This window comes from Pedobacter sp., from assembly GCF_041645105.1.
In the GTDB taxonomy this organism is placed as follows: domain Bacteria; phylum Bacteroidota; class Bacteroidia; order Sphingobacteriales; family Sphingobacteriaceae; genus Pedobacter.
This window is the reverse complement of the sequence record NZ_JBAZQQ010000002.1, coordinates 864,153-889,992: the sequence shown is the minus strand read 5'-3', so window position 1 is coordinate 889,992 and position 25,840 is coordinate 864,153. Positions and strand designations below refer to the sequence as shown.

Sequence of the window (25,840 nt, the reverse complement as noted above, 5' to 3'; positions counted from 1 at the left end):
GTATAAATGCACAATATTAAAATAAAATGTCATACGGTAAATTCCTACTCATATTCTTATTCAGCGTAATTTCATTCAACGTTTTTTCGCAATCTTCTTCAATCATTTCCGGCTATATTAAAGATGGGAATGAAACCATTGCCGGAGCCACAGTAATAGTTAAGGGTAGCCAAATTGGTGCTACATCTAATGAACAAGGCTATTATGAACTAGTTGATGTTAAACCAGGAGTGTATACTTTGACTGTTTCTTACCTGGGATATTTAAAAGAGTCAAAAACAATTACTTTAAATATCAATCAAAACTTAAGCTTAAGTTTTTCCTTAAAAAAGGATCAACAACAATTACAAAATGTTAGCATCCAGGGAAAAACTAAAACTCAAGAAGTTAAAGAGTCAGGTTTTGCAGTTAATGCTATTGACACCAAAAAGTTCGCTAATAGTACCGCAGATCTGAACCAGATTCTTAACCGCAGCACCGGAGTAAGGATCAGAGAACAGGGAGGCTTGGGTTCAGATTTCAAATTCTCGATCAATGGTCTCTCTGGCAAACAAGTAAAGTTCTTTATCGATGGCATCCCCATGGAAGTTATGGGTAGTGCCATGTCTTTAAATAATATCCCAGTAAACCTTGCAGATCGATTGGAAGTTTATAAAGGTGTGGTACCTGTTCAGCTTGGTGCCGATGCGATGGGTGGAGCAGTAAACGTGATTACAAACCAAAAAGCAAGCAATTACTTAGACTTTAGTCATAGCTATGGCTCTTTTAATACTAACAGATCTGCATTAACAGCTCAATTAGCAGATCAAAAAACCGGCATTATTGTAAAAGCCAGCGGATTCCGTAACTCCTCTGATAACAATTATAAAATGAAAGGTGTAGATGTATTATCCAACAGTGCTAAAGCAGGTCATTATGTGCCTGAGGAAGAACTGAATGGCCTTGAATATGTTCTGGGAAATGTAAATCGTTTCCACGATAACTACTTCTCTTTAATGGGACAATTGGAAGTAGGGATCACTAATAAAAAATGGGCTGATGTTTTGTTTATTGGAGGTGGTTACAATGAGATACATCAGGATCTACAAACAGGCTTCGACCAACAAACTGTATATGGCAAGGTAAAAAGAACCAGTTATGCAAAAAGTGCAACCATACGTTATAAAAAGGATAATCTTTTCACAAAAGGCTTAAACTTAAGTGCTTTTGCAGCTCGTTCAAATGATTCTTTTAGAACGATCGATACACTTTTCAACAAATACAACTGGGATGGCAGCTGGTTCGACAGTGGGTATACTGAAATGGGTAATGGGGTTAAAACAATAGGTGTGATTAAACGACCAAGAACTTATGCAATGGCCAATATGAGCTATACCATCAGTCCACAACATGCTATAAATCTAAACTATACGATAGACCATTTGAGAAACCAAAGCTATAACGTATTGCAGGTAGAAAAAGATAGTTTACCTGGGAAAGTTAATAAGCAGATATTAGGGCTAGCCTATCAGCAAGATCTGCTAGAAGGCAGATTAGTTAACACTGTATTTGTAAAATACTATAGCCTGGGACTTGACCGCGCCAAATTCATCAACCGTATTTTAACTGCACAGGATACAACCTCAAATAATTTAGGCTATGGAATTGCTTCTAGATATAAGCTTACTAATCAATTAGGAATTAAAGCATCTTACGAGCATGCTTATAGACTACAGGAACCCGAGGAAGTATTTGGCGATGGACTGAACCTTCAGGGGAATCCTGATTTAAAACCTGAAAACAGCGACAACATCAACCTTGGTGCCTTTTATAACTTCCAGATTGGTAAGAATACATTTTATATAGAAGCGTCAGGCTTTTATCGCAATGCCAAAGACTTCATATTCCCTGTGCCCGATGTACGTTCTAATCTGCTAAAAAACGAAAACCAATCAAGCGTTCGCATCACAGGATTTGAATCTGAAGTAAAGTACAGCTACGATCAATTATTTGCTGTTGGCCTCAACATGACTTACCAAAATGCCATCAACACCACAAAAACTGGACAAACAGAATCTTATTATGTGGAAGGCACTTATAACAACAAAATTCCTAATCAGCCTTGGTTATTTGGAAATACCGACTTCAGCATAGGTAAAAATGATGTTTTTGGTAAAGACACTCGTTTACAGTTTAACTGGTTCACCCAATATATCAACTGGTTTTATCTGACTTGGGAAAGCAAAGGAAATCCAAACGGAAAGTCTGATATACCGACCCAGTTTGTACAAAATGCAACCCTAAGCTATTCTATAAAAAATGGAAAATATAACCTCTCTGCCGAATGCAGGAACCTGACAGATCGCTTAATGTACGACAATTTCAAACTACAAAAACCTGGAAGATCCTTTTCTGTCAAATTCAGATATTTTATACAGTAGCTATCTGGAAAAACGATCAACATATTAAATAGCATAATAAAATATAACAGTTCATATGAAACGACTTATAAACAGCACAGTAAAACTAATTATAACGACAATCCTACTTTTTTCCATTAGTGGTTGCGAAAAAAGAAACATAGGGAACGTAGAAGAAGGGTCCAAATATTCAGCAATCTTATGTGTTGGCAGCTGGCCAAACACTGCATATTATATCACAAGCATTCCTTCGTTAACAAGTGGTACCATAAGTTTAAAAGGAAATGGAGCTGAAATGACAGGAAAAGTTTATGCCCAGGATGTAATTCAAAGAGATGGATTTTATTACCATGCTAATGCTGGCAGCGGCCGTTTAGGAAAATACCATGTAGAAAATGGTGTTCTATTGATCGATAAAGAGATTCCCTTTTCTTGGTTAAACTGGTCATCATACGCATGGGCAGACAATAATACCCTGGTAATTTTTGGAGATGGTAAAGGTGAAGCTCGCTATGCTATTATTAAAGTTGACAAAATGACCATAAAAACTGGCAAACTAGCACTTAATGCAATTCCCACAGGATTTCAGATTTATAACTTTGGATTTGCTGAATACAGAGCCAACAAACTATACCTTGGTTATGGCTTCGGATCCAACGACTGGACTAATTACCCTAACATGCCGGTATATGCCAAATCATTTGTCGCAGTAATTGACTATGCTACTATGAACGTTGAAAAAACACTGGAAGAAACACGCAGCAACGGTCTAGGAGGTTCTGGCGTATATGCTCCCTCCTCTTTTATCGATGAGAACAATGACATTTATTTCATAAGTGATCCTGTAAATATTTACGATTACAAATCTCCATCTGCCATGTATAGAATTAAAAATGGTTCTACCGAAATCGACCCTAGCTATTACTTCAATTTTTCTGCTTTAGCTAACAAAGAAACAACGGCAGCTATGTGGTACATAGGCAATGGCAAAGCCATAGTTCGTTCACGTATTGCGGGTCAATCCATCGATGCAGACCACTATTATTGCCTTATTGATGTACAATCAGGGAGTCTGATCAAAAAATTGGATTTACCTACTGATAAGGGTGAACGTATGGTAAATGCTGTGATTGTAGAAGATGGAAAGGCTTTTATTGCAGTAAATGCAGTAGATAGAGACTATATATGGGAATACAATCCTGTAACTGATCAATTAACCAAGGGTGTTGAATTCGTAGGCGGTATTGATTACATCCTTAGAATTGAAAAATTAAAATAATCTATTTACCACTATCCATGACTTTCAAAAAAATTAATGCCTGGTTTCATTTATGGTTGGGTATAGCTTCTGGAATTGTTGTATTTGTATTAGGTATTACTGGATGTGTACTAGTATTTGAACAAGAGATTAAAAGCCTCAGTAGTCCATGGTTACATGCAGAAAAGCCTGTTGATGGCAAAATACTTCCACCTTCAGTACTTTATAAATCTGTAGAGAAAGCGCTACCTGCCAGAGAAATAGAATCTGTATGGTACCATGGTGAAAACCAAACTGCGCATTTTAGAATCCACGAATCCGATTCAACAGTCTATGTAAATCCCTATACTGCAAAAGTCATAGCCATGGTTAGTAATGAAGATATCTTTAATTTTTTTAAGGACGGACATTATTATTTTTGGTTGCCAAAAGAGATAGGACACCAGGTAACTGCCTGGGGCACCCTTATTTTCTTCTTGTTACTCATCAGTGGAATTATTTTGTGGTGGCCAAAAAAATGGAATAAAAAAGGAAAAGAGCAAAGCTTTAAAATACGTTGGAAAGCAAAGTTTAAACGCATAAATTATGACCTCCATAATGTACTTGGTTTTTATAGTGTCATTATAGCAATTGTCATGGCTTTTACCGCCTTAATGATGAGCTTTACTTGGTTCAACAAAAGTGTTTATTGGTTAGCAGGAGGCGAAAACGCGCCACGGATCGAAGCCGTATCAGATACCACAAGTAACCTAAAACCCAACCTGTTCAGCCAAATTGATAAGGCATGGCACAAAGGTGTTTTTGAACTTGCGGAACATAACCCTTACGAGATTCTGATGCATTTTCCAGAAACACCAACTGAGGCCATTTACGTTTGTACAGATATGTACAGAGGCACCTGGCGGGATGTTTACCTGGATCAATATACATTGGAAGAGTTGCCTGCCTCCAACAAAAGACTAAGAGAGGAAAATCTTGCCTCCTGGATTCGTCGCTCCAACTATGGTTTACATGTTGGTTTAGTTGGCGGGGTAACCACCAAAATCATTTACTTTCTTGCCAGTCTTATCTGCGCTAGCTTGCCTATCACTGGCTTCTATATCTGGTGGGGCAAAAAGAAAAAGTCTAACAAAATAGTTAAACCCAAAAACAGCTTAACTACCGCTTAAACAAATTGATATGATGTCAGCTATTACGATTTCAACAAGACAAAGCCTTGTTGCCAGAAAACTATTGCCATACTTATTGCTAATAATCCTTTTCGCATGTATACAACAAACTTCCGCCCAAACCAAAGGAAAGGTTTCCGGAACAGTCATTTCAGCGGATGGACAAGCCCTACCCTTTGCTTCTATAGCATTAATGGATAAAGATGGACAAACTTTAAAAGGAACATTGACTGATACTGTTGGGACATTTCAATTTCCAGCCATTACTGAGGGGCATTACAAAATAAAGATCAGTACGATGGGATTTACTCCCCATCAATCTAAGATATTTGAAATCTCTGTCCATAATCAACATATTCATCTAGGCAAACTTATTTTGTTTGAAGATGCCAAGCTTCTAAACAGTGTAACCATTAGTGCACAAAAAAAGCTGATTGAACAAGGTATAGACAGAACAATAATCAATGTTGAAAACAGTATTTTATCTGAGGGTAATACAGCTTTAGAATTGTTAGAAAAAGCACCCGGAGTTACTGTCGACCAGGATGGTAAAATCTCTTTAAAAGGCCGCCCTGGAGTAATGGTCATGATCAATGGAAAGTCGACCTACCTCTCCCCAAAAGAACTGGGCACTTTACTCAAGGGTACAAATGCAAATTCAATCTCTAAAATTGAGATCATGAACAATCCTTCTGCCAAATATGATGCTGCCGGAAATGGAGGTATTATCAACATACAAATGAAAAAGAATACCTTAACTGGTTTTAATGGTACAGTTTCATTAAATGGAGGAGCAGGTCGAAATGCAAGATATGGCAGCGGTATTGGCTTAAATTACAAGACCAATAAACTAAATTTCTACGGAAGTTATAACTATGGATATCGTGGAGAAACGGAATATCTTGATTTTGTAAGGAACTTTTATGATTCTGGAATTGCTGCAGGACTGCCTGACAGAACCTCTAATCAACATACTAAAACAAATGAGCCTTTACACACCAATAATTTTAGATTGGGTCTTGATTATCAATTAAACGACAATAGTGCTCTGGGCATCCTTATAAATGGAAATATAGGTAAATACACGCACGATAGTAAAACCAGCAATCTGCTCAGCAATAATGCAGGTATGCCATTAAACAATATGGCTACCAGCAATTACGACAAGCAAAACTGGGAAAACCTGACCTATAATCTGAATTACTTATATAAATTTAAAAAGGAAGGCAGAGAACTTTCTGCCGATGCAGATTTTGCGAGCAACAGTTTTACCTCAAACCTCAATTTGAACACTATAACTCTTGCCGCAGCGCCAAGCCAGACAAGTACTGATATCAGTAGACGAGGTTATGTTCCAGCAGTGACTAATGTATACCTGGCGAAACTTGATTACACTGACCCAATCAGCAAAACATTAAATTTCGAAACTGGAATTAAAAGTAGTGCAACCAATTCTGATAATAACTTAAGATATGACTTACTTAATAATGGTAACTGGGAATATGATAACAATGGCAGTAATCATTTTAAATACAAAGAAGAGATCCATGCTGGTTATTTAAACTTTAACAAATCATTTAAAAGCTTCAGTTTACAGGCCGGATTAAGAGGTGAATACACGCATACAGAGGGACACCAGATTACTACAGATTCATTAATATCCCGCAGCTATTTTCAATTATTTCCAAGTGTTTTTGTTAACAAGCCAATTGGCAAAAACCATCAGTTACAGCTCGCTTATAGTCGCAGGATAGAACGGCCGGACTATGGTGACCTAAATCCCTTTCGCGTTTTCAGGGACCCTTTATTATATTACCAGGGCAATCCATTTTTAAGGCCGGAGCTCATCAACACCATTCAATTGAGTCATAGTTTTAAAGAAAAGTATACTACAGCAATTAATTATAGTCAAACCAGTGATGTAATGACCTGGATGAACGGACAAATTGATGATATCAATACTACGTATGAAATGCCTATGAACTTAAACCGTTTGATCAATTATGGCATTAGTTTTACGGCCTCGACTGCCATTACTGAATGGTGGATGGGTACACAGTTCGCTAATCTTTATCGCAACGAATATAAGGGTACAGGAGAAGGTGGCAGCTTTAATAGTAATGCAACAAGCTTTAATTTCAATACACAAAACAGTTTTAAACTGGGCAAAGGCTATACGATGGAATTAAATGGCCTGTACAATGGAGGCTCAGTTTATGGTATCTCGAAATACAAAGCCAATTATATGGTCTCTGCAGGGGCACAAAAGCTAATTTTAAAAGAAAAAGCAACTATAAAACTCAGCGTAAATGACATATTTCAAAGTAGACAGCTTAGAGGCAATACACTTTATGGGAATATAGATATGAGAAGTCATATTGGCTTTGACAGTCGCAGGGCAATACTCTCGTTTTCTTACCGCTTCGGAAATCAGAACCTGGTTAAAAAAGAAAGAAAAACCGGCAGTGAAGATATTCAAAACAGAGTTAAAGGTGGTGGCTAGCCAGTTAGAAAAACAAAGCATAAAAAAAACGTTGCCCTTTCGGAGCAACGTTTTTTTTATCATTAATAAGTGCAGTCTATTAATTAAGCACTTAAACCTTTTTTAAAGCTTAACGCTGGATACCATGCCATAAAACCGAACATAACAGCACCGTATATTACAGTTCCATATAAAAACTTCAGTTCAAAAGGAATAGCTGCGATCAAACAAGCACCAAAGCCAGCTAATGTTGGCGGATATAATCCTGGTACATACATAGCACTAATATCAGCAACAATCCAGTGAATCAGAACCACAGCAAGTGTAGCTGTTACCATACTTTGTACATTCTTTTTCTTAAGCAACGCTTTGCTTGCCAATACCATTAATACAAAGGCAATGTAAGTCCAGTACCATCCACCATAGAAAAATCCATATCCAGAAGTCTGGGCAATAAAAATATCACTAATCAATAATACAGCTAGTGGAAAACCAAAAGCCTTAAGATTATTGTTAAAATAGGCTCCTCCAAACAAAGCAATAGCCCCTACTGCAGAGAAATTTGCAATTTCTTTAAAATCATCAGAATAAGGTGCCGCAATGCGGAAAGCACTAACCAGCACAACAATAGCTACTAAAATTATTGTACTTGGATTAAATTTAGTTCCAGACATGTTTATATCAATTTATTATACAAAGTTATATTATTTCTACGGATAATAAAAACACCCCTTAATGATCATGTTCCAGCATTAATGGAATACAAACATTGAAGGAAAATAATATCCGCTATAAGGTATTTGCTTAATCAGCTCTCCACTTTCTGCATTGTAAAAATAGATATTGTTGACCAGGTAGTTCTCACCAAAGCCGTCCTGTACTGTGGTGGTAACAATCTGATTAGTTTGCGGATTATAACCCAGGTTCTTTTTATAAAATGATTGCTTTGCCGGCGTAGTAATAAAAGCTTGATTAAGAGAAGATTTATCACCCTCAATGTATTTATACATTGCCTTACCACCACCATAGTTTTGCGCCTGCAATAAATACAGTGTATTATTCTTTGTTGAAGCAATGATTGGAGAAGAGAACCAAGTCCCCCATGTAGTTGCAGGTTTAAATGGTAGCTCCACGCTGTCTGTTTCCAAAGTTTGAGGATTAGAACTGTACAGGAATTTATCCTTTGTATACCATACTTTTTTGTTTGGCGTTTGGGCAAAACCTAATGTAACTCCTGCTATTCTCTTAACCACACTAAAATCTTCAGCATTGTATATAACCGCACCAGCTGATTGATTAAGCACATAGATATACTTACCAGCTTTTAACATGTCACCAGTCTGCCCAGAAACACCTGAAAGTTTAGATAAAACATTAAGATTCTTAAGGTCAATTACATGTACCCCATCGCTGCTACTTAACAAGCCTCGATTTTCATCCAGACCAACAAAAGCACGCCAATCATAACTTGTAGAACCAGGAATTCGCCCTACTTCTTTCAGAGTCTTAGCATCAGCTACCACAACAGGCCCCCTCGCTTTGCTCACTACATAAATATTATTATTGAACTTAGCGCCGAATTGCACAGTTGAACTTTTTGGCAAAAAGCCGTCGCTATCTGGGTTTTCCTTTTGAAAAACACTATCCTTAAGTGTTCCTGATTCATAGTCAAAGAAACTGATGGACCCTGTACCAGTAAAAGCCCATCCTTCGTTGATCACAAAAAAACCGTTCTCGTATTTACCTGGTTCAGATATCTCATCTATAACCAGATCCTCTTTATTACATGACAGTAAAGTACTGGCAAATGCCAGTACTAACGCTACCTTTTTAAAACTAATTTTATTCATTTATGATGATTTTACTTTACTAAACTAAGATCAGCGACCCCTAGTACTTCCGTAGACAATTCTCCCAGCCAGCCCATATTTGCTTGTAAAGCTGTTTGTATTTTAATGAAATCAATACCTTTCAATGATACCTTTTTACCATCTTTATCTACCGCATTACTAATATCTATCTTATCCCCTCCAGCAGTATTGTCAGCGTAACCCCATGCAAAAGGCGCACTGGTGATATAACTAGGATTAGTCATATCAATACCTGAAGATGGCAGTATAGAACCAGTTAATGTATATTCATTGCCAGTTATCCATAATGGAAAATAGCTCTGCTTGTGAAAAGTATTTGTTGCTACAAAACCTGTATTGCCATCACTATCTTTCCATGGGATGGGATCAGTATCTGGTGTTGGCCTGGTATAAGTAACTGAATAGTTTCTTTTATAACCTGCTTTTCCAAACTCACTTCCCGCTACTTCATACCAGGTATCATCAGGTTTTCCGTTGTTATTTTCATCCTGCATTACCCATATTATTCCCGGTTCAGCAAAATTGCCCATTGCGTTTCCATAAACAATAATATCTTCCTTTTCACCATTAATAACGGTATGATCAAAGCCCAATATAATGTTTCCACCCCAGGCTCCTAAGGTTACCATTCCCTTTTTACCAAGAATACCTTCTGCACTTATAAGATTTCCAGGTACTTTATTTATAAATTGTCCAGGAGCAGGATTATACTCAAAAAGCTTTGTTACATACATAGAGCTTTCCGGAGTAACAGGTATAACAGGAGCTTCTACATTGATGGTATACAGAAAACTGAATGAACCGGAATTATTAAAAGCTGTATATTCAATTAGGTAAATACCAGATGTAATTGGAGTAAATTCATAAATACTATCTGTGCTTTTCACTTCTCCATCCAGTTTCCATTCTTGCTGAAAGGCAACTCCATTTTTAACGCTTGCCGAAAAAGAAAGCTTTTCATTTAATTTACCCTCAACATCTTTTTTTGAATCCCCCATTTCAACTTGTGGAGCAGGTATTGATTTATCTTTTTTACAGGCGGATAATGTAATGACGAATAAACACGCCAGGAGTAGATAACTTTTGATTTTCATAATTATAAATTTGTTTTTTATTTATTTGATTTTATTATTTAATTAACTATAATATATATCTGATTTATTGACATTTATATTTTTTTTAAAATATATCAGGGAAATTCTACTCGTAAACAAACACCAGCTTATTAGGTATATCTCCGGTCTGAACTGACCACTTCTTTTTTCCAGTAATTTTATCGAAGCAATACAATGTTCCTGGCGAAACATAATCCTTTGCATCTGTAACATATAGGTCCTTGGTAATCGGATTAACAGCAATACCATAAGGGATCATTATACTTCCCTCAGTTCCATCAGTTATAAACTTTTGGTCTGTCAGCACTTCATCTTTTATATTCAAAACACCGTAATTAATTACGTTTTCGCCGGTTATATAACTAAACTCAGTATTGTAGTAATAAGCATGATCCTCATCTATAACCAGGTTACTTACACCAATGTCAAATTTCTTTTTAATGGTTTCAGTCTTGGTGTCAATTACAAAAAGTTTGGATGGAATATCATAGTAATCACCCCTGGAGGTTACATACAGATCCCCGTATTGATCAGCTTTGAGTCGATGAAGATTTACAGCTACATCAATATTCTTTACCACCTGAAAAGTATTCAAATTGATTACTGAAACTGTTCTTTCATAGTTAGGTGGACTATAGCCACCTGAATTGGCAACGTATAATTTTTCACCAACAATAGCCATTTCTTCTGGCTGTCTACCTACCGATACCCTTTGTACTTCATTCAATGTGGTCGTATCTATCCTTACCACTACCCCATTAGGAGCCTTTGGATCTCCAACCTCTCCTAAATAAGCACTTACATAAGCACTGCCTTTATGGAAAGTAATGTAACGACAATTGATCACATCAATTTGCTTGATCTTTTTACCTGTTTTAACATCCAGCACCTCTACTTTATTGGATATATTGACTACTACGTACAATTTGGAACCATATATAGCCATATCATTCCCCACATCTCCAAGACCTTTTACAACTTCAGGATTAGCCTGACCATAAATATTTCTACTATATAAACCTGAATTGAAGTCGAAATAATCCAATGAAGCTTTGTTCATATTCATATTCCCTTCATTGAGTAGGTAAAAACCTTTCAATTCAATTGAAGAATCAGGAACAGTATCTCTAGGTTCCTGGGGAACTATTTCTGTGTCCTCTTTTACTGGTTCTAAATCCTTTCTGCATGCGTTAAATATTAGCGTACTAAGCAAGACAAGGTTAAAAAAATATAGCTTTTTGTATTTCATCATTAGTAAGAATAAGATAAGGTGAAACGATATGAGCGGCCTGGCATAGGGAAATTGGTAATAACTTCATAAGTCTGATTCAGTAGGTTATTTATTTCAACCAGAAACCGGATGTTCTTTTGGTTTATTTGTTTATGATATTGAAAAGCGATATCGTGTGTATACCAGGGCTGAACATAATTAACAGCGATATTTGCACTCTGGTCATAGCGTTCCCCTGTGTAGATATAACTGTAATTAAAACCAATGTTTTTATAATCCACCCCAGCTATTACAGAGCCACTATGAACTGGTGTATAAGGAATCTGATGCTTATAGTTTAAATTCACATTACTTACATTAAGCGCCTGCTGATAAGTATAGGTAAATCCTGCATTTGCCTTTAATAACGATGTAATTTCCCAGGCTGATTGCGCATTTACATCTAATCCTTTTATCTCTACACGTCCTAAATTCTGCATGCTCCATCTAAACAGATTAGCCCCTGGAACAGCAACAATCTTATCCTTTACTATATTATAATAAGCATCAGATTGTATACTGATTTGGTTTAGCCATTTACCCTCAAACTGCCGGATATAAGTAAAACCAAGATCATATTGTCGGGTATATTCTGGTTTAAGAAAAGTATTACCAATAAAAGTATAATACAGATCGTTAAAAGTTGGCATCCTGAAGATATGCTTATAAAATGTACGTAAGCGGAACTCTTTAGCACTGAAGGGCTGCCAGGAAGCCATTATTGTTGGTGTAAGTTCACTTTTATCTCCTGCAGAATAATATTGTTTAACCTCGTCATTAACTAAAGTTCCAAGTAGATTGGCCTGAATGTTTAATCTGTTTAAGCGGATTTCTGTTGCCAGTGCAAGCAATACAGTTTGCCTTGTTGGATATGGGAAACGATATAGATTGGCATCTAAAATATTACGCTGGTAATCAACAGACAATACAACATCCCATAAAGAATTAATTTTATATCGGTTAGAAAGGGTTAAATACCATTCCTGCTGCTTATAAATATTATTAGTCAGCCCATCATCTTTAACAAGATTAGGATCCAGGTACCTTGAATAATCATTGGCATACTTTACAGAAGCCAAGAGATTATACCTGCCGGTTTCTTTTTTATAATTCCCTTGTACAAAGAAATTCCTGTTCCATAAGCGTTGGGTGAAATCGTATACGTTGTTCACTATAGCTCCTGGTAAACCCTGCTCATCAGTATAAAAATAAACCTTAGCACTCCATATGCTGCTATCAGCCAGCTTGCCATAAAGACCTCCTTCGAATCTCATAGTTTCTATGTCGGCATTCTTCCTAACCATAGTCGTGTCATAAGCACCATTACGGTCATGGAACTTATACCTGCCATGCGCATTTTTATATTCAGCATTAATCGAGCTATATACCTGATCGTTAATTTTCTTTTGCCAACGAACAGATGGGTTAACTAAACCAAATGAACCTGATTTAAATGTGGCAGTTAAGTGGTCCGACTGCCCCTGCCCAAAAACAGGCTGTTTAGCATTTAAATAAAGAGCACTTCCAGAGGCAAAGCCTCTGGCCGATTGAAAAACAGAGCTTTTCTGTCCATTATATAATTCAATTTCTTCTATGTTATCTAAAGAGAACTTACCAAGATCAACCTGCCCGTTCTGTGCATTTCCAAGCTGTACACCGTCATAAAACACAGCAGTGTGGTTTGTTCCCATGCTACGTACGTTAATGGTTTTTAAACCACCTATACCCCCGTAATCTTTTAATTGAACACCTGAGAAAAAACGAACTGCATCAGCAACAGATAAACTGTTTAACCGTTCGAGTTCTACCCCTGAAAGGATTTGTAAAGGTGTAGAAGAAGTTTGGCGACGAGTGATCTTAATACTATTGATCTGAACTTCATTAAGCTGATTTACTTTGTTTAAAGAATCTGCCTTAAACTTAGCTGGTATAACCTGCTTAACCGAATCAGCCACCTGCCCAAATGAGCTAAGGGGCATTAATATACTTGACCATATCGCCAAAGCGAAAGCCAATAAATAATAATTAACGCCTTTATAGGCGAGTTTATTTTTTATCATTTTGATGTGAGTATTACCCACAGCAAACAGTTTAGATCAAGGAAATGAAATACAATAATTAAGCACTCACTCCTAGCTTCAATCCCCGAAAGCTATGAAATCATAATGCGAATGGCAGGTCTTCTGACTTACTCCCGGCATCCTGCCTTCCCCTTCATGGCCTTTTGAGGTTGAAAAGTGGCTTGGATTTGAATACCGTTTTTAATAGAGCTTACAGCTGCGGGACAGTTACGGATTTACACCGTATTCCCTTTTAATCCAGATAACACAATACTATCAGGAACCAAAAGCGTCGCAAAGGTACCCATAATTTAGATACCGAAAAACATTTTAAACAAAATAGGCTGTATCATCATAATACAGCCTATTTATATCATACAATCCTGATTATATCAACAGATAACGATCCTTTATTTAATTATAAAGCTAAGGCCTGCATTCATATTGAATCCCATACTGTTATATCCATATATTTCTGTATACTTCTCATTCAATACGTTCTTAAGGTCCGCAAATAATCTCAATTGTTTTTTAATAAGTGTATATTCTGCATATACCCCCAACAACTTATAAGCATCAAGATTAACCACATTCCCTGTATCATAATCGGCGTCATAGCTCTTTGAATTGTATTTGAAATTAGTGCTGATAAAAAGGTCTTTTGTAGCCTGTACACCTACATTTATTGCATAAACATTTTTCGGCCTGCGGAATAAGTAATCCAGAACAGTACTGGTCAGGTACGTATATTCATTTCCCTCTACATACGCCACATATCCCCTGATATTTACAATACCAAGTTGCGCTGCAGGTTCAATCTCAAATCCTTTAACCTTTTGCTTTAGCTGATTGATATATCCATTGCCTGCATAAACAATTGCATTTGTCAGGTCACGTTTAAATCCTGAAACACGAAGTGTATACTTCTGTTCTGCAAGATTCAAACTAACACCGGCTTCATAATTCTTCGATTCTTCTGGAACAAGATTTAAGTTTCCTCCATAAGGTGTAAATAGATAATCTAAATTAGGTGCTTTAAATGCTGTTGAAATAGTTCCAAAAAGCTTTACTTCTTTCACCACATTTATAGATGGTGTAATATTATAAGTATAATTTTCTCCAAATGCTTTTGCTTTATTATAACGACCTCCTACTTCCAGGTTAAAAATACTTAAATCATGGGCAAATACAGATGCATAAGTACTGAACTGATTGGTAGAAGCAACTAAACTTGTACTTAATCTTGTAGCTCTGTTATCCAAACCTACTAATACATCTAGTTTTGAACCTAATTTCTGATTATAAAATAAGTCTACCAAATGCATTTTCCCTTCTGAAAAAGGAACAAAACCTGTAGGATCGGCTAATTGCGAATTCTCATAACTGTAATTAAGGTTAATTTTACCAGTACCAAAATCGTATTTGGTATTTACACCGCTGTTAAAATGCTTTAACTTAACATAGCTTGTTGGATTATCTTTAAAAACACCCTGATCTGTATCATAATTCCCATAGAAATAACGTATAAATGGACTTATGCTTAATTGATCTGTAGCCTTAAGGGAGAAATTCGCATTCACAGCCGATGTTTTATTTCCGTCTTTATCAAAAACATCAGTATTACCCACCGGGTTTGCAGCATCAGAAATTCCATCAGTCTTAGTTTGGGTATAGGCTATATTATATGAAAAATCATTACTATGATAGTTCATCCCTAAAGTTCCTTTATAAGTGTTATATGTTCCATAACTACCCACTCCATATACACTATTTCCTGCTTGCGATCCTTTTTTAGTAATGATATTTACAACTCCAGCAACAGCATCAGAGCCGTAAATAGTAGATTGCCCACCCTTAAGGATTTCAATACGATCAATCTGATCAATAGAAAACGCACGTAAATCAAACGTAGCACCAATACTGGCGGGGTTGTTCATTGGAATCCCATCAATTAAAATCACAGCATAGCCACTTGATGCTCCCCGCATAAACAGACTTTTATTAGAGCCTGAATTAAGTGTTCCACCACCCACTACAATTCCTGCTTGTTCGTTTAACAGATCTGTAAGACTTCGACCATGACTACGATCTAATACTTCGCGACCAATAATCGTAACGACCTTACCGGTCTGTGATTGTTTCTGATCATTTTTTGTTGCAGAAATGACCACATCGTTCAGATCAACAACTTCCTGCGCATGTAAATTGCCTGTAGCTCCAAGCTGGATAAAGCCGGCACTCATTGCAATTAATAGTTTGTTACTAAGTTTCATTTTTAATAATGTTTTGTTTGTGAGATTTTCCCCACAGCAAACAGAAAGATTCAGGAAATGAAATATGATAAATCAGTATTCACTCCTAGCTTCAATCCCCGAAAGCTATGAAATATTAAAACTTATGGCAGGTCTTCTGACTTACTCCCGGTATCCAGCCTTCCCATTCCTAACCTTTTAAAGGCTTGAAAAAGTGGCGTGTGATTTGAACACCGTTATAGAGCTTACAGCTGCGGGACAGTTACGGAATTACACCGTATTCCCTTTTAATTCAACCAGGTTAACCCTGACGGAAACCAAAAGCGATGCGAATGTACTCAATTATCTATTGATCAGCAACAAGGGCATTTCTTATATTCTTTTAATACTTATATTTATAAATAATCATACCGCAAATGAATAAATTAATTTCCACATTATTCATGCTCATCAGCAGCACTGTTATGGCTCAAAAAACAGACTCCATATTTATAGAAAAATTAATGCAACAGCATCCAGATCTGTTTTCTGCTGTACTAAACCATCCTCAGAAAAACCAGATACAAGTATTATATACACAAATCATTAAAAAAAAGAATACCAGTCCAAAATTTAAAACTTATAGCTACAACTTAGATAACCATAGATACTTTTATCCGGCAAGCACCGTAAAGCTGGCAGCAGTAATATTTGCACTGGAAAAAATAAATGCGCTTAGAATAACTGACTTAACAGCCAAAAGTACCATGATTACCGATAGTGCCAGGAAAGGTCAAACGAGGTTTGATAAAGACATAACTTCTGAAAATGGATTACCATCTATTGAACATTACATCAAAAAAATACTTTTAACAAGTGATAATGATGCCTTTAACCGCTTGTTTGAATTTATTGGACGAGCAGAAATCAACAAAAAATTAAAAAAATACGGTTTAAATGATAGTCGCATTTTAAATCGACTGGCAATTGGTGATGCCGGCGAATCTGCAAAACACACTAACCCTGTAAAGTTTTACAATGCAAATAAACTGATATATCAACAAAAGGCTCAATACGACCCGAAAGAATATCCATTGGAACTAACAAATACAATAATGGGAAAAGGATATTTAGACAGCGCAGAGAAACTTGTTTCAAAGCCTTTTAACCTTTCAAATAAGAATGCTTTTAGTATTTCTGATCAGCAATCTATGATGATCAGACTCATTTATCCAGAATCCTTTCCTCTTTCTGAACGTTTTCAACTAACTCCTGAAGATTATCAACTTATTTATACTTACATGAGTAAACTACCTACAAACAGCGGTTACCCTTCCTATAATCCTAAGGAATTCTGGCCTACTTATGCCAAAATGCTATATTATGGCAGAGAGAAAAATGCTGTATTAAACCCTGATTTAAAAATATTCAATAAATATGGAGATTCCTATGGCTTCATTATAGATAATGCTTACTTCAAAGATAATAAGAACAATATCGAATTCTTCTTAACAGCTGTTGTACAATCCAATGAGGATGGCATTTACAACGATGGCATATATGAATACGAAACCATCTGTTATCCTTTTATGAAAAACATAGGGAAATTAATTTACGATTACGAACTACACAGAAAACATACGAAAAAGTAATGATTCTTCTATTTTTCATCCAGCAATTGCTGTTTAATTTCATCTAGTTTTAACAGTTCATTTTTAGGAAGCTCGGGAAACTTAAGGTTTAAACCTTTAAAGGTTTCTATCAGTATTTTGCTGATTGCCAACCGGGCATACCATTTTTTATCTGCAGGAATAATATACCATGGAGATGATTCTGTAGAGGTTTCAGCTATAGCTTCTTCATAGGCTTTCATATAATCATTCCATAAAGCCCGTTCAGCTATATCACCAGAAGAGAACTTCCAGTTTTTTGAAGGATCATCAATCCTATCCAGAAAACGTTGTTTTTGTTCTTCTTTAGAGACATGCAGAAATATTTTTACAATAACAGTTCCATTATCGCTAATGTGTTTCTCAAAATTCCGGATACTTTCATATCTTCTCTTCCAAAAATCTTTATCTACTTCTTTTACATCCTGATACCCAGGAATCTTTTCATTCAACACGTATTCTGGATGCACTTTACAAACCAACACATTCTCATAATGAGATCGATTATGAATTCCTACACGGCCACGCTCGGGTAAAGCTTTATAATGACGCCATAAAAAATCATGATCATATTCTTCCGAAGTTGGTGTTTTAAAACTATAAACCTGACAGCCTTGTGGATTAAACCCAGTCATCACATGCTGAATAGCACTATCTTTCCCTGCAGCATCCATAGCCTGAAAAATGATCAGCACAGATCGAGAATCAGCAGCATACATTGTTTCCTGATACTTTGCAAGCTCTTCCTTAGTTTCTTCTAATTCCTGTTGAGAAGTTCTTTTATCTCTGTCACCGCTATAAGTAGTACTGTAATTCTCTAACGAAACCTTTTTACCAACTCCAACTAAATATTGTTTGATCTCATTTTCCATTTTTTTTCAATTCTAATCGGCCAGCTTTAAATTTAGAATAAAATTCTATTGATTAAATATGTTAATTTTGCCTGATAACTTTAACACTATTTAACACAAACTGTTTTACGTTTTTTTCATCTTTACTCCCATGTTTAAAGAAATTCGCAATAAGTACATCCGTTATCCAAGCATATTCCTTTTTTGTATCATTATCTTCTTTTGTGCACTGCAACTCAATTTCTTATGGCTATTTGGGTACTCACCATCTTACGAAGACATCAAAACACCTACACTCCGTGTCGGTTCAGAATTATACACCTCGGACGGTAAATTAATAGGCCGGTATTACAAAGAAAACCGTACACCGGTAACTTTTAAGGAAATATCACCAAGCATTGTAAATGCTTTAATTGCGACAGAGGATGTCCGCTTCTACAAACATATGGGAATTGATTTTCGCTCCTTACTTTCAAGCGGAATCTCGACTGCGACTGGCGACAGACGTGGAGCAAGTACCATTACACAACAATTGGCAAAAAACCTTTACCGAACAAGATACAATAAGTCCCAGGGTGCATTAAGTCGCATTCCTGTAGTCCGAACCCTTATTGCGAAACTTAAAGAATGGCTCACTGCAGTAAAATTAGAATCTAACTATTCTAAAAATGATATCATTACCATGTACTTAAATACGGTATCCTTTGGTAACAATACATATGGTATCAAAACAGCATCACGCATTTATTTTGATAAAGAAGCCAACCAACTGGATGTACCTGAAGCAGCCCTTCTGGTGGGTATGTTGAAAGGAACAACAACCTACAATCCTATTAAAAATCCTCAAAAGGCATTGGAACGTCGTAACGTGGCCCTTGCACAAATGAATAAGTACAATTACATTTCAACAGCCGAATTAAATACTTATAAAAGCACCCCGATAAAACTTAAAGAAGGAAGAGTTGATGATGGTAGTGACGGTGATTCTTACTTAAGAGCAGCAGTAGATAAATACCTGGAAAAATGGTGTAAAGACAACAATTACGACTTATATGAAGATGGATTAAAAATATATACAACCATCGACTCCAAGCTTCAGCAATATGCAGAAGAAGCCGTAGCTGAGCAAATGAAAACCATTCAGAGGAGATTTTATAGTGTTTGGGGCAATGAAGATCCATGGGAAGATTCTGAAGGTAAAAAAGTGGATTATCCAGATCGTGCAATGCGTAGCCTTCCTGTTTATAAATTACTGGAAAAGAAATATCCCAATAATCCAGATTCTATAACATCCTGGTTTAATAAAAAGAAAAAGATGAGAATCTTTACCTGGAAAGGTGATCGTGATACACTCTTTTCTACCATGGATTCTATCCGTTATTACGGAAAAATGATGAATACCGGGATGATGACTCTTGATCCTTTTAATGGTAAAATAAAAGTATGGGTAGGTGGATTAGACCATAAATATTTTAAATATGACCATGTAAATCAATCAAAAAGACAAGCTGGTTCTACATTTAAACCTTTTGCTTATCTGGCTGCACTGGAAAGCGGATTAGGCCCATGTGATAAATTCACGGATAAACCGGTTAGGATTGCCTATCAGGAAAAAGGAAAAACAGAATACTGGGAGCCTAAAAATGCAAGCTGGAGCAATACCTATAGTGAAATGTCACTACGTCTGGCAATGGCAAGATCTGTGAATACCATTACCGCACAGATTACTGAAAAAGTTGGTTGGGACAATGTGGTAAAGTGGGCTCATGAATGTGGTATAGACAGCCATTTAGAATCTGTCCCTTCTGTTAGCTTAGGTCCAAATGATGTTACTGTTTTTGAAATGGTAAGAGCCTATGGAACTTTCTTAAATGGAGGTTTAAAAACAGATCCTATTCTCGTTGAGAAGATCACTGATCTTGACGGCAATATTATAGAAGAGTTTACAGCCAAAACAAAAAGAGTGCTAACAGAAGAAATGTCATGGCTCATGCTTTACATGCTTAGAGGTGGTATGGAAGAACCTGGAGGAACATCTCAAGCTTTATGGGAATGGGATCTTTGGAAAAAAGGAAACCAGATTGGCGGAAAAACGGGCACCTCCAGTGATTATGTGGATGCCTGGTATATGGGAGTTACGAAAGACCTGGTAACTGGTATTTGGGTAGGCTGTGATGAGCGTACCGCACACTTTAAAAACGGAGAAACAGGCGAAGGATCAAGAACAGCACTTCCCATTTTCGGTAAGTTTATGGAAAAGGTTTACAAAGACCAGTCTACAGGTTATACTATGGGGCCTTTCCCTAAAGCCAAAGTGAAAATCACGAAGGATCTTAACTGTCCTACACCAAGATACGTACCGGATACTACTTCAAATGATAGTCTTGAAGTTGACTCTACAAATTTTGAAATCCCAACGGTTGAACCAACTCAACCTGCTCAAAATGCTCCTGTAGTTCAAAAATCTGACGAAAAGAAAAATCCTGACCCAGTAAAACAACCTGTTACTGAGGTTCCTCTTACAAAAAAACAAGAAAGGGAACTCAGACGGAAACAGCGTCAGGAAGAAAAAGAAAAGAAGAAAAACAATAACGAGTAACCTTTATCACAGCAGTAACATGTACAATTAGATCCATATTTTAATACAATTCGGATGTAAACATATGTATTGCTATTTTTTGTAAATTTAAACTGTAACTCTTGAAATATAAGCCGTATGAATAAATGCTATACTTTCCTTAGAAGATCAATGATTATCTTTTTTCTTCTCATCGTATCTACACTTGCTATAAAGGCCCAATATTTTGGACAAAACAAAGTGCGCTACAACAACGAGAAATTTAAGGTGTTGCAAACTCCTCATTTTGAAATTTACTATTACCTGCAGAATGAAAATCTCATAGCAAAATTTGCTGAAGACGCAGAAACCTGGTATAAAATGCATCAGGAAATTTTCAAGGCTACTTTCGAGAAAAAGAATCCTATTATCCTTTATAATAACCATCCAGATTTTCAACAAACAACTGCATTACAAGGAGACATAGGAATTGGTACAGGTGGGGTTACAGAAGCGTTTAAAAACAGGGTAATTATGCCAGTGATGGAATTGAACAATCAAACACGTCACGTTCTGGGTCATGAGCTAGTTCACGCATTTCAATATCACTTGTTACTCGAAAAAGATTCTATCAGTCTTGAAAGTATCAGTCAGATTCCTTTGTGGATGATCGAGGGAATGGCAGAATATCTTTCAGTAGGTAAAAATGATGCTTTTACTTCTATGTGGATGCGTGATGCCCTTTTAAACAGAGATATCCCTTCTTTAAAAGATCTTACAAACTCTAATAAATATTTCCCTTATCGTTATGGACAGGCTTTCTGGACATTTGTAGGCTCTGTTTATGGAGATACCACCATCGTCCCTTTATTTAAAGCAACGGCTAAGTATGGTTATGAAAATGGACTAAGATATACTTTTGGTTATGACGACCGAGCTTTATCAGGCTTATGGAAAAATGCAATTGAAACACATTATCGTCCGATGTTAAAGGCAGATAGTTCACAAATCAGAATTACGGGTACAAAAATCATAGATAACAAAAATGCGGGTAATATGAATGTGGCACCTGCAATCAGTCCTGATGGTAAATATCTCGCCTTTTTATCGGAAAAGGACCTTTTCGGGATAGATCTCTTTCTAGCTGATGCCAAAACCGGAAAAATCCTAAGAAAATTAAGTAGTCAGGTTTCCAATTCTCACATCGATGACTTTAACTTCCTGGAATCAGCAGGAACATGGTCGCCAGATGGTAAACAATTTGCCTTTAGTATTTTCAGTAAAGGTAAAAACCAGCTCATGATCGTGAATGTTAATAATGGAAATGTAGCTCTACGTGCAGAAATGGGCAATGTAGCTCAATTCGGAAACCTGTCATGGTCGCCCAATGGAGACGACATTGCTTTCTCAGGAATGGTACAAGGTCAAAGTGATATATTCTCTTACAATCTAAAAACCAAAAAGGTCACACAGATTACAAATGATACCTACTCTGACTACGCTCCTGCTTATTCTCAGGATGGAAAGAAAATTGCATTCTCTTCAGACAGGGTTTCGATGCAGAGTGCTAACAAAAAAGCGGTACACCCTATCAATCTGACTATTTATGATGTTGAAAGCAAATCACTAACTGATGTACCTGTATTTCCAGAAGCTAATAACCTTAACGCACAATTTTCTGGTGATAGTAAAAGGTTATTCTTCCTATCAAACAGAGATGGATTTAGAAACTTGTATGAATACACACTAGGTGATAATAGCGTTAAACAATTGACAGATTACTTTACCGGGATAAGTGGTATTACAGAGTTTTCTCCTGCCATTTCTGTTTCAAGAAATGACGATATTGTATATAGCTACTATCGCTCACAAAGATATACACTTTACAATGCTCCCGCCAGTTCTTTCAAAGCTAAAACTGTTGATGCAACAGAGGTAAATTTTGATGCTGCCATCCTCCCTCCTATGGAAAGCTTGGGTGTAGACATTGTGAATGCCAACTTGAATAACTTTGAGCGTTTCGAAAAAACTAAAGCTGACTCCATGCGTCTTGTACGTTACAGACCTAAATTTAAATTGGATTACTTGGCTAATAGTGGTGTAGGTGTATCAAGCAGTAGATTTGGAACAGGTGTTCAAGGTGGTATTGTAGGTATGTTTAGTGATATACTTGGACAAAATCAGATTGTGGCCAACTTATCTGTTAATGGAGAAATCTATGATTTTGGTGGACTGGTAGGTTATATTAATCAACAAAGCAGGATTAACTGGGGAGCAGCAGTATCTCATATTCCTTATATCTCGGGTGTCAGAAATATTATTCAAGATCAACTAGATAACAACGGAACAGCAATTCCTGTTTGGGATGACAGAACTGACCTGATCAGGACATTTGAAGACCAGGCACAATTATTTGGTGCTTATCCTTTCAACAAAGTACATCGTTTTGAAGCAGGAGGTGCATTTTCTCGGTATAGTTATAGGGTAGACCGTATAAGTAATTATTATGAGGACTTAGGTGGTAATATTATTGGTAGGTATATTACCTCAGACAAGAGAAAAATACCAATTGACCAGGCGACCAGTTATTTCGGTACCCAGTTAAAAGATTTTACTATTTTCCAGGCAAATGCTGCTTTTGTAGGAGACAATTCCATCAATGGAATCACTTCTCCTTTAGATGGTTTTAGATACCGAGTAGGAATGGAACAATATTTTGGAGACTATAAATTTTCTGCAGTTACTGTGGATTTAAGAAAATACTGGCGAATTAAACCTATAACCATAGCAGCTAGAACTTACAACTATCTCAGATTAGGTAAAGAAGGCGAAAACCTGTATCCTTTATTTGTTGGTTATCCTTACTTTATCAGAGGCTATGAAGCAAATTCAATGTACAATAGCAATAATGGAGCGGGATATACAAATAGTTTTGATATCAACCAGCTATCTGGAAGTAAAATGGCAGTATTTAATCTGGAAATAAGACTTCCATTTACGGGTCCGAAGAAACTATCGGCAATACCTTCCAATTTACTATTTACTGATCTGAACTTGTTTTTTGATGCTGGTTTAGCATGGAATGAAGATTCTAAAGTTCGTTTCAAAGGCCAACCAACATACGATCTTGATCCATTGACTAATGACCAGGGAGAAATATTAAATGATAAAAATGGAAACCCAATTTATACAAGAACGTTAGATCGCGTTCCAGCTTTGAGTGTGGGTATATCGGTGAGGGTAAATGTATTTGGAGCATTTGTCTTAGAGCCTTACTATGCAATTCCTTTCCAACGTACAGACTTGAAATTGGGTACGTTTGGTTTAACATTTGCCCCTGGCTGGTAAGTTCCAAAATATAAAACCTACCGAATAAGATACATGATGAGGGTGCATTTAGAAATAAATGTACCCTCATCCATTTAAAAGAGTCAATAACGAGTGCGTTAATAATTTGAGAGCGCTAATATCAAAGTGCTAAAACCTGAGAACGTAAGCCTAGTTTTAATTGCGTTAATATCAAAATCCTATTCAAGTATATTTAAGAAAGAATGTTAAATGCCAGGTTTACCTGATTGATCATTTTCTTTCCTGAAGTAATGTGCTCAAAATCCAATCCTATGGTCAGATCTACCCAATCAGGGTTGCAAGACCTGACTAAACGCTCCTTCTGCATCCTGGTAAATCTGCTCACCTGTTTAAAGCGACTTAATGCCTGAACCTCTGTTTTAAACTCTTCAAAATAAACCAGCCTGGTTAACTGCTGACTGCTATCAAAGAATAAACAAGGCATTTGCTTATAGAAATCCAAAGTTTTAATTAGGTCTGAACTCATCCCTACATGTAAACTTGCTCTGTTCCTGTCCGTTATCACGTATACAAATTTTTTCATAACATTAAGCTTAAATATTAATAAACTAAATTAGTTAGTAGACCTATTTGCTATTTGAATAAATATTACTAACTTTATTGGCACAATAATACTAACAATTTTAGTAAAAACAAATTTATTTTAACTTTTTATTTTATGTCAAACATTTCATCCAACCTTAAGTACTTAAGAAAGAAAAAAGGCCATACACAACAGCAATTCGCTGATGCTATGGGAATTAAAAGGTCACTTATTGGGGCTTACGAAGAAGACAGGGCTGAGCCGAAATATGATTTGCTAAAAAAAATAGCAGAATACTTTGACTTAACAATAGATGAGTTTATTAACGAAAGTATCAACGAAGACTGGAAACCAAAGCCCAAAAGCCAGGGATCGAATCTTCGTATATTAAGTATATCAGTTGATAAGGATGATAATGAAAATATAGAAATGGTTCCCGTAAAGGCTAGTGCAGGCTACTTAAATGGATTCTCAGACCCTCAATACATTAAGGACCTTCCAAAATTCCAACTGCCACTTCCCTTTTTAAAACAGGGAACCTTTAGGGCTTTTGAAATCGTAGGTGATTCAATGCTCCCTATACAACCGGGAAGTATCATTGTAGCTGAATATATGGATAACTGGAATGATGTTAAAACAGGCGAAACTTACATTGTAATCAGCAAAAATGAAGGTGTCGTATACAAAAGAGCTGGAAACCGTTTTAAAGAAAATAAGGATTTAAAATTAATATCGGATAATAAGATCTATGATCCTTATACTGTTCCGGCAGATGACATCCTGGAAATTTGGAAAGCTAAAGCTTATATATCAACCGCATTACCTGACCCTACACCAGAACCTACTATAGAAACCCTAAGTTCAATGATGGCGCAGATGCAAAAATCTATTTCGCAACTAAACAAAAACTAATAGTTATCTATAAATACATAAACCTGATACGCTAATAAAATAAGACCCGTCTCACTGAATAATTAAGTTTGACGGGTATACTTTAAACTGCTTTGCATATTTT

At 36.4% G+C, this 25,840-nt stretch carries 16 protein-coding genes and 2 riboswitches; of the genes, 8 read left to right on the top strand and 8 right to left on the bottom strand.

Annotated elements, in window-relative coordinates; translation table 11 throughout:
* Nucleotides 1–26 precede the first annotated feature (26 nt).
* From WC623_RS10040 to WC623_RS10025, 4 genes are read left to right on the top strand one after another with little or no spacing between them, the layout of a single operon-like run.
* Nucleotides 27–2,420, top strand: a complete 2,394-nt coding sequence (locus tag WC623_RS10040; protein ID WP_372850514.1) for a carboxypeptidase-like regulatory domain-containing protein — start codon at nt 27–29, stop codon at nt 2,418–2,420.
* Between the two features lie 55 nt (nt 2,421–2,475).
* Nucleotides 2,476–3,678 carry a DUF4374 domain-containing protein gene (locus WC623_RS10035; protein ID WP_372850512.1) on the top strand — a complete coding sequence of 401 codons (1,203 nt, stop codon included), beginning with the start codon at nt 2,476–2,478 and terminating at the stop codon, nt 3,676–3,678.
* A gap of 17 nt (nt 3,679–3,695) precedes the next feature.
* On the top strand, nt 3,696–4,826 hold the full coding sequence (locus tag WC623_RS10030; protein ID WP_372850510.1) for a PepSY-associated TM helix domain-containing protein: 1,131 nt from the start codon (nt 3,696–3,698) through the stop codon (nt 4,824–4,826).
* A gap of 10 nt (nt 4,827–4,836) precedes the next feature.
* On the top strand, nt 4,837–7,329 hold the full coding sequence (locus WC623_RS10025; RefSeq protein ID WP_372850508.1) for an outer membrane beta-barrel protein: 2,493 nt from the start codon (nt 4,837–4,839) through the stop codon (nt 7,327–7,329).
* A gap of 83 nt (nt 7,330–7,412) precedes the next feature.
* On the opposite strand, the gene WC623_RS10020 is transcribed toward WC623_RS10025, so the two are convergent.
* From WC623_RS10020 to WC623_RS09995, 6 genes are all read right to left on the bottom strand, one after another.
* Nucleotides 7,413–7,982, bottom strand: coding sequence for a DUF6580 family putative transport protein (locus WC623_RS10020; RefSeq protein WP_372850506.1), 570 nt, complete (start codon nt 7,980–7,982; stop codon nt 7,413–7,415).
* A gap of 78 nt (nt 7,983–8,060) precedes the next feature.
* Nucleotides 8,061–9,158: a DUF5074 domain-containing protein gene (locus WC623_RS10015; protein WP_372850504.1), complete on the bottom strand. Its 1,098-nt coding sequence runs from the start codon at nt 9,156–9,158 to the stop codon at nt 8,061–8,063.
* A gap of 11 nt (nt 9,159–9,169) precedes the next feature.
* Nucleotides 9,170–10,273 (bottom strand): cell surface protein, encoded by a 1,104-nt coding sequence (locus WC623_RS10010; RefSeq protein WP_372850502.1) that lies wholly within the window; start codon nt 10,271–10,273, stop codon nt 9,170–9,172.
* Nucleotides 10,274–10,379: 106 nt separating this feature from the next.
* Nucleotides 10,380–11,546, bottom strand: coding sequence for a YncE family protein (locus tag WC623_RS10005; protein ID WP_372850500.1), 1,167 nt, complete (start codon nt 11,544–11,546; stop codon nt 10,380–10,382).
* A complete protein-coding gene (locus tag WC623_RS10000; protein WP_372850498.1) occupies nt 11,546–13,624 on the bottom strand; it encodes a TonB-dependent receptor in 2,079 nt (692 codons plus the stop codon). The genes WC623_RS10005 and WC623_RS10000 overlap by 1 nt, the downstream gene beginning before the upstream one ends.
* A gap of 95 nt (nt 13,625–13,719) precedes the next feature.
* Nucleotides 13,720–13,927, bottom strand: a riboswitch (cobalamin riboswitch).
* Between the two features lie 107 nt (nt 13,928–14,034).
* Nucleotides 14,035–15,897: a TonB-dependent receptor plug domain-containing protein gene (locus tag WC623_RS09995; protein WP_372850496.1), complete on the bottom strand. Its 1,863-nt coding sequence runs from the start codon at nt 15,895–15,897 to the stop codon at nt 14,035–14,037.
* Nucleotides 15,898–16,005: 108 nt separating this feature from the next.
* Nucleotides 16,006–16,213, bottom strand: a riboswitch (cobalamin riboswitch).
* A 79-nt stretch (nt 16,214–16,292) separates the two neighbouring features.
* On the opposite strand from WC623_RS09995, the gene WC623_RS09990 reads away from it, so the two are divergent.
* Nucleotides 16,293–17,507, top strand: coding sequence for a serine hydrolase (locus WC623_RS09990; protein ID WP_372850494.1), 1,215 nt, complete (start codon nt 16,293–16,295; stop codon nt 17,505–17,507).
* 8 nt (nt 17,508–17,515) lie between these two features.
* Here WC623_RS09990 and WC623_RS09985 read toward each other — a convergent pair whose 3' ends face one another.
* Nucleotides 17,516–18,397: a polyphosphate kinase 2 family protein gene (locus WC623_RS09985; protein ID WP_372850492.1), complete on the bottom strand. Its 882-nt coding sequence runs from the start codon at nt 18,395–18,397 to the stop codon at nt 17,516–17,518.
* Between the two features lie 130 nt (nt 18,398–18,527).
* On the opposite strand from WC623_RS09985, the gene WC623_RS09980 reads away from it, so the two are divergent.
* A complete protein-coding gene (locus WC623_RS09980; protein ID WP_372850490.1) occupies nt 18,528–20,975 on the top strand; it encodes a penicillin-binding protein 1A in 2,448 nt (815 codons plus the stop codon).
* 117 nt (nt 20,976–21,092) lie between these two features.
* Nucleotides 21,093–24,281, top strand: a complete 3,189-nt coding sequence (locus WC623_RS09975) for a basic secretory protein-like protein (RefSeq protein ID WP_372850488.1) — start codon at nt 21,093–21,095, stop codon at nt 24,279–24,281.
* Nucleotides 24,282–24,474: 193 nt separating this feature from the next.
* On the opposite strand, the gene WC623_RS09970 is transcribed toward WC623_RS09975, so the two are convergent.
* A complete protein-coding gene (locus WC623_RS09970; RefSeq protein WP_372850486.1) occupies nt 24,475–24,825 on the bottom strand; it encodes a GIY-YIG nuclease family protein in 351 nt (116 codons plus the stop codon).
* A gap of 135 nt (nt 24,826–24,960) precedes the next feature.
* Here WC623_RS09970 and WC623_RS09965 point away from each other — a divergent pair, with 135 nt between their 5' ends.
* On the top strand, nt 24,961–25,737 hold the full coding sequence (locus WC623_RS09965) for an XRE family transcriptional regulator (protein ID WP_372850484.1): 777 nt from the start codon (nt 24,961–24,963) through the stop codon (nt 25,735–25,737).
* Nucleotides 25,738–25,840: the final 103 nt, after the last annotated feature.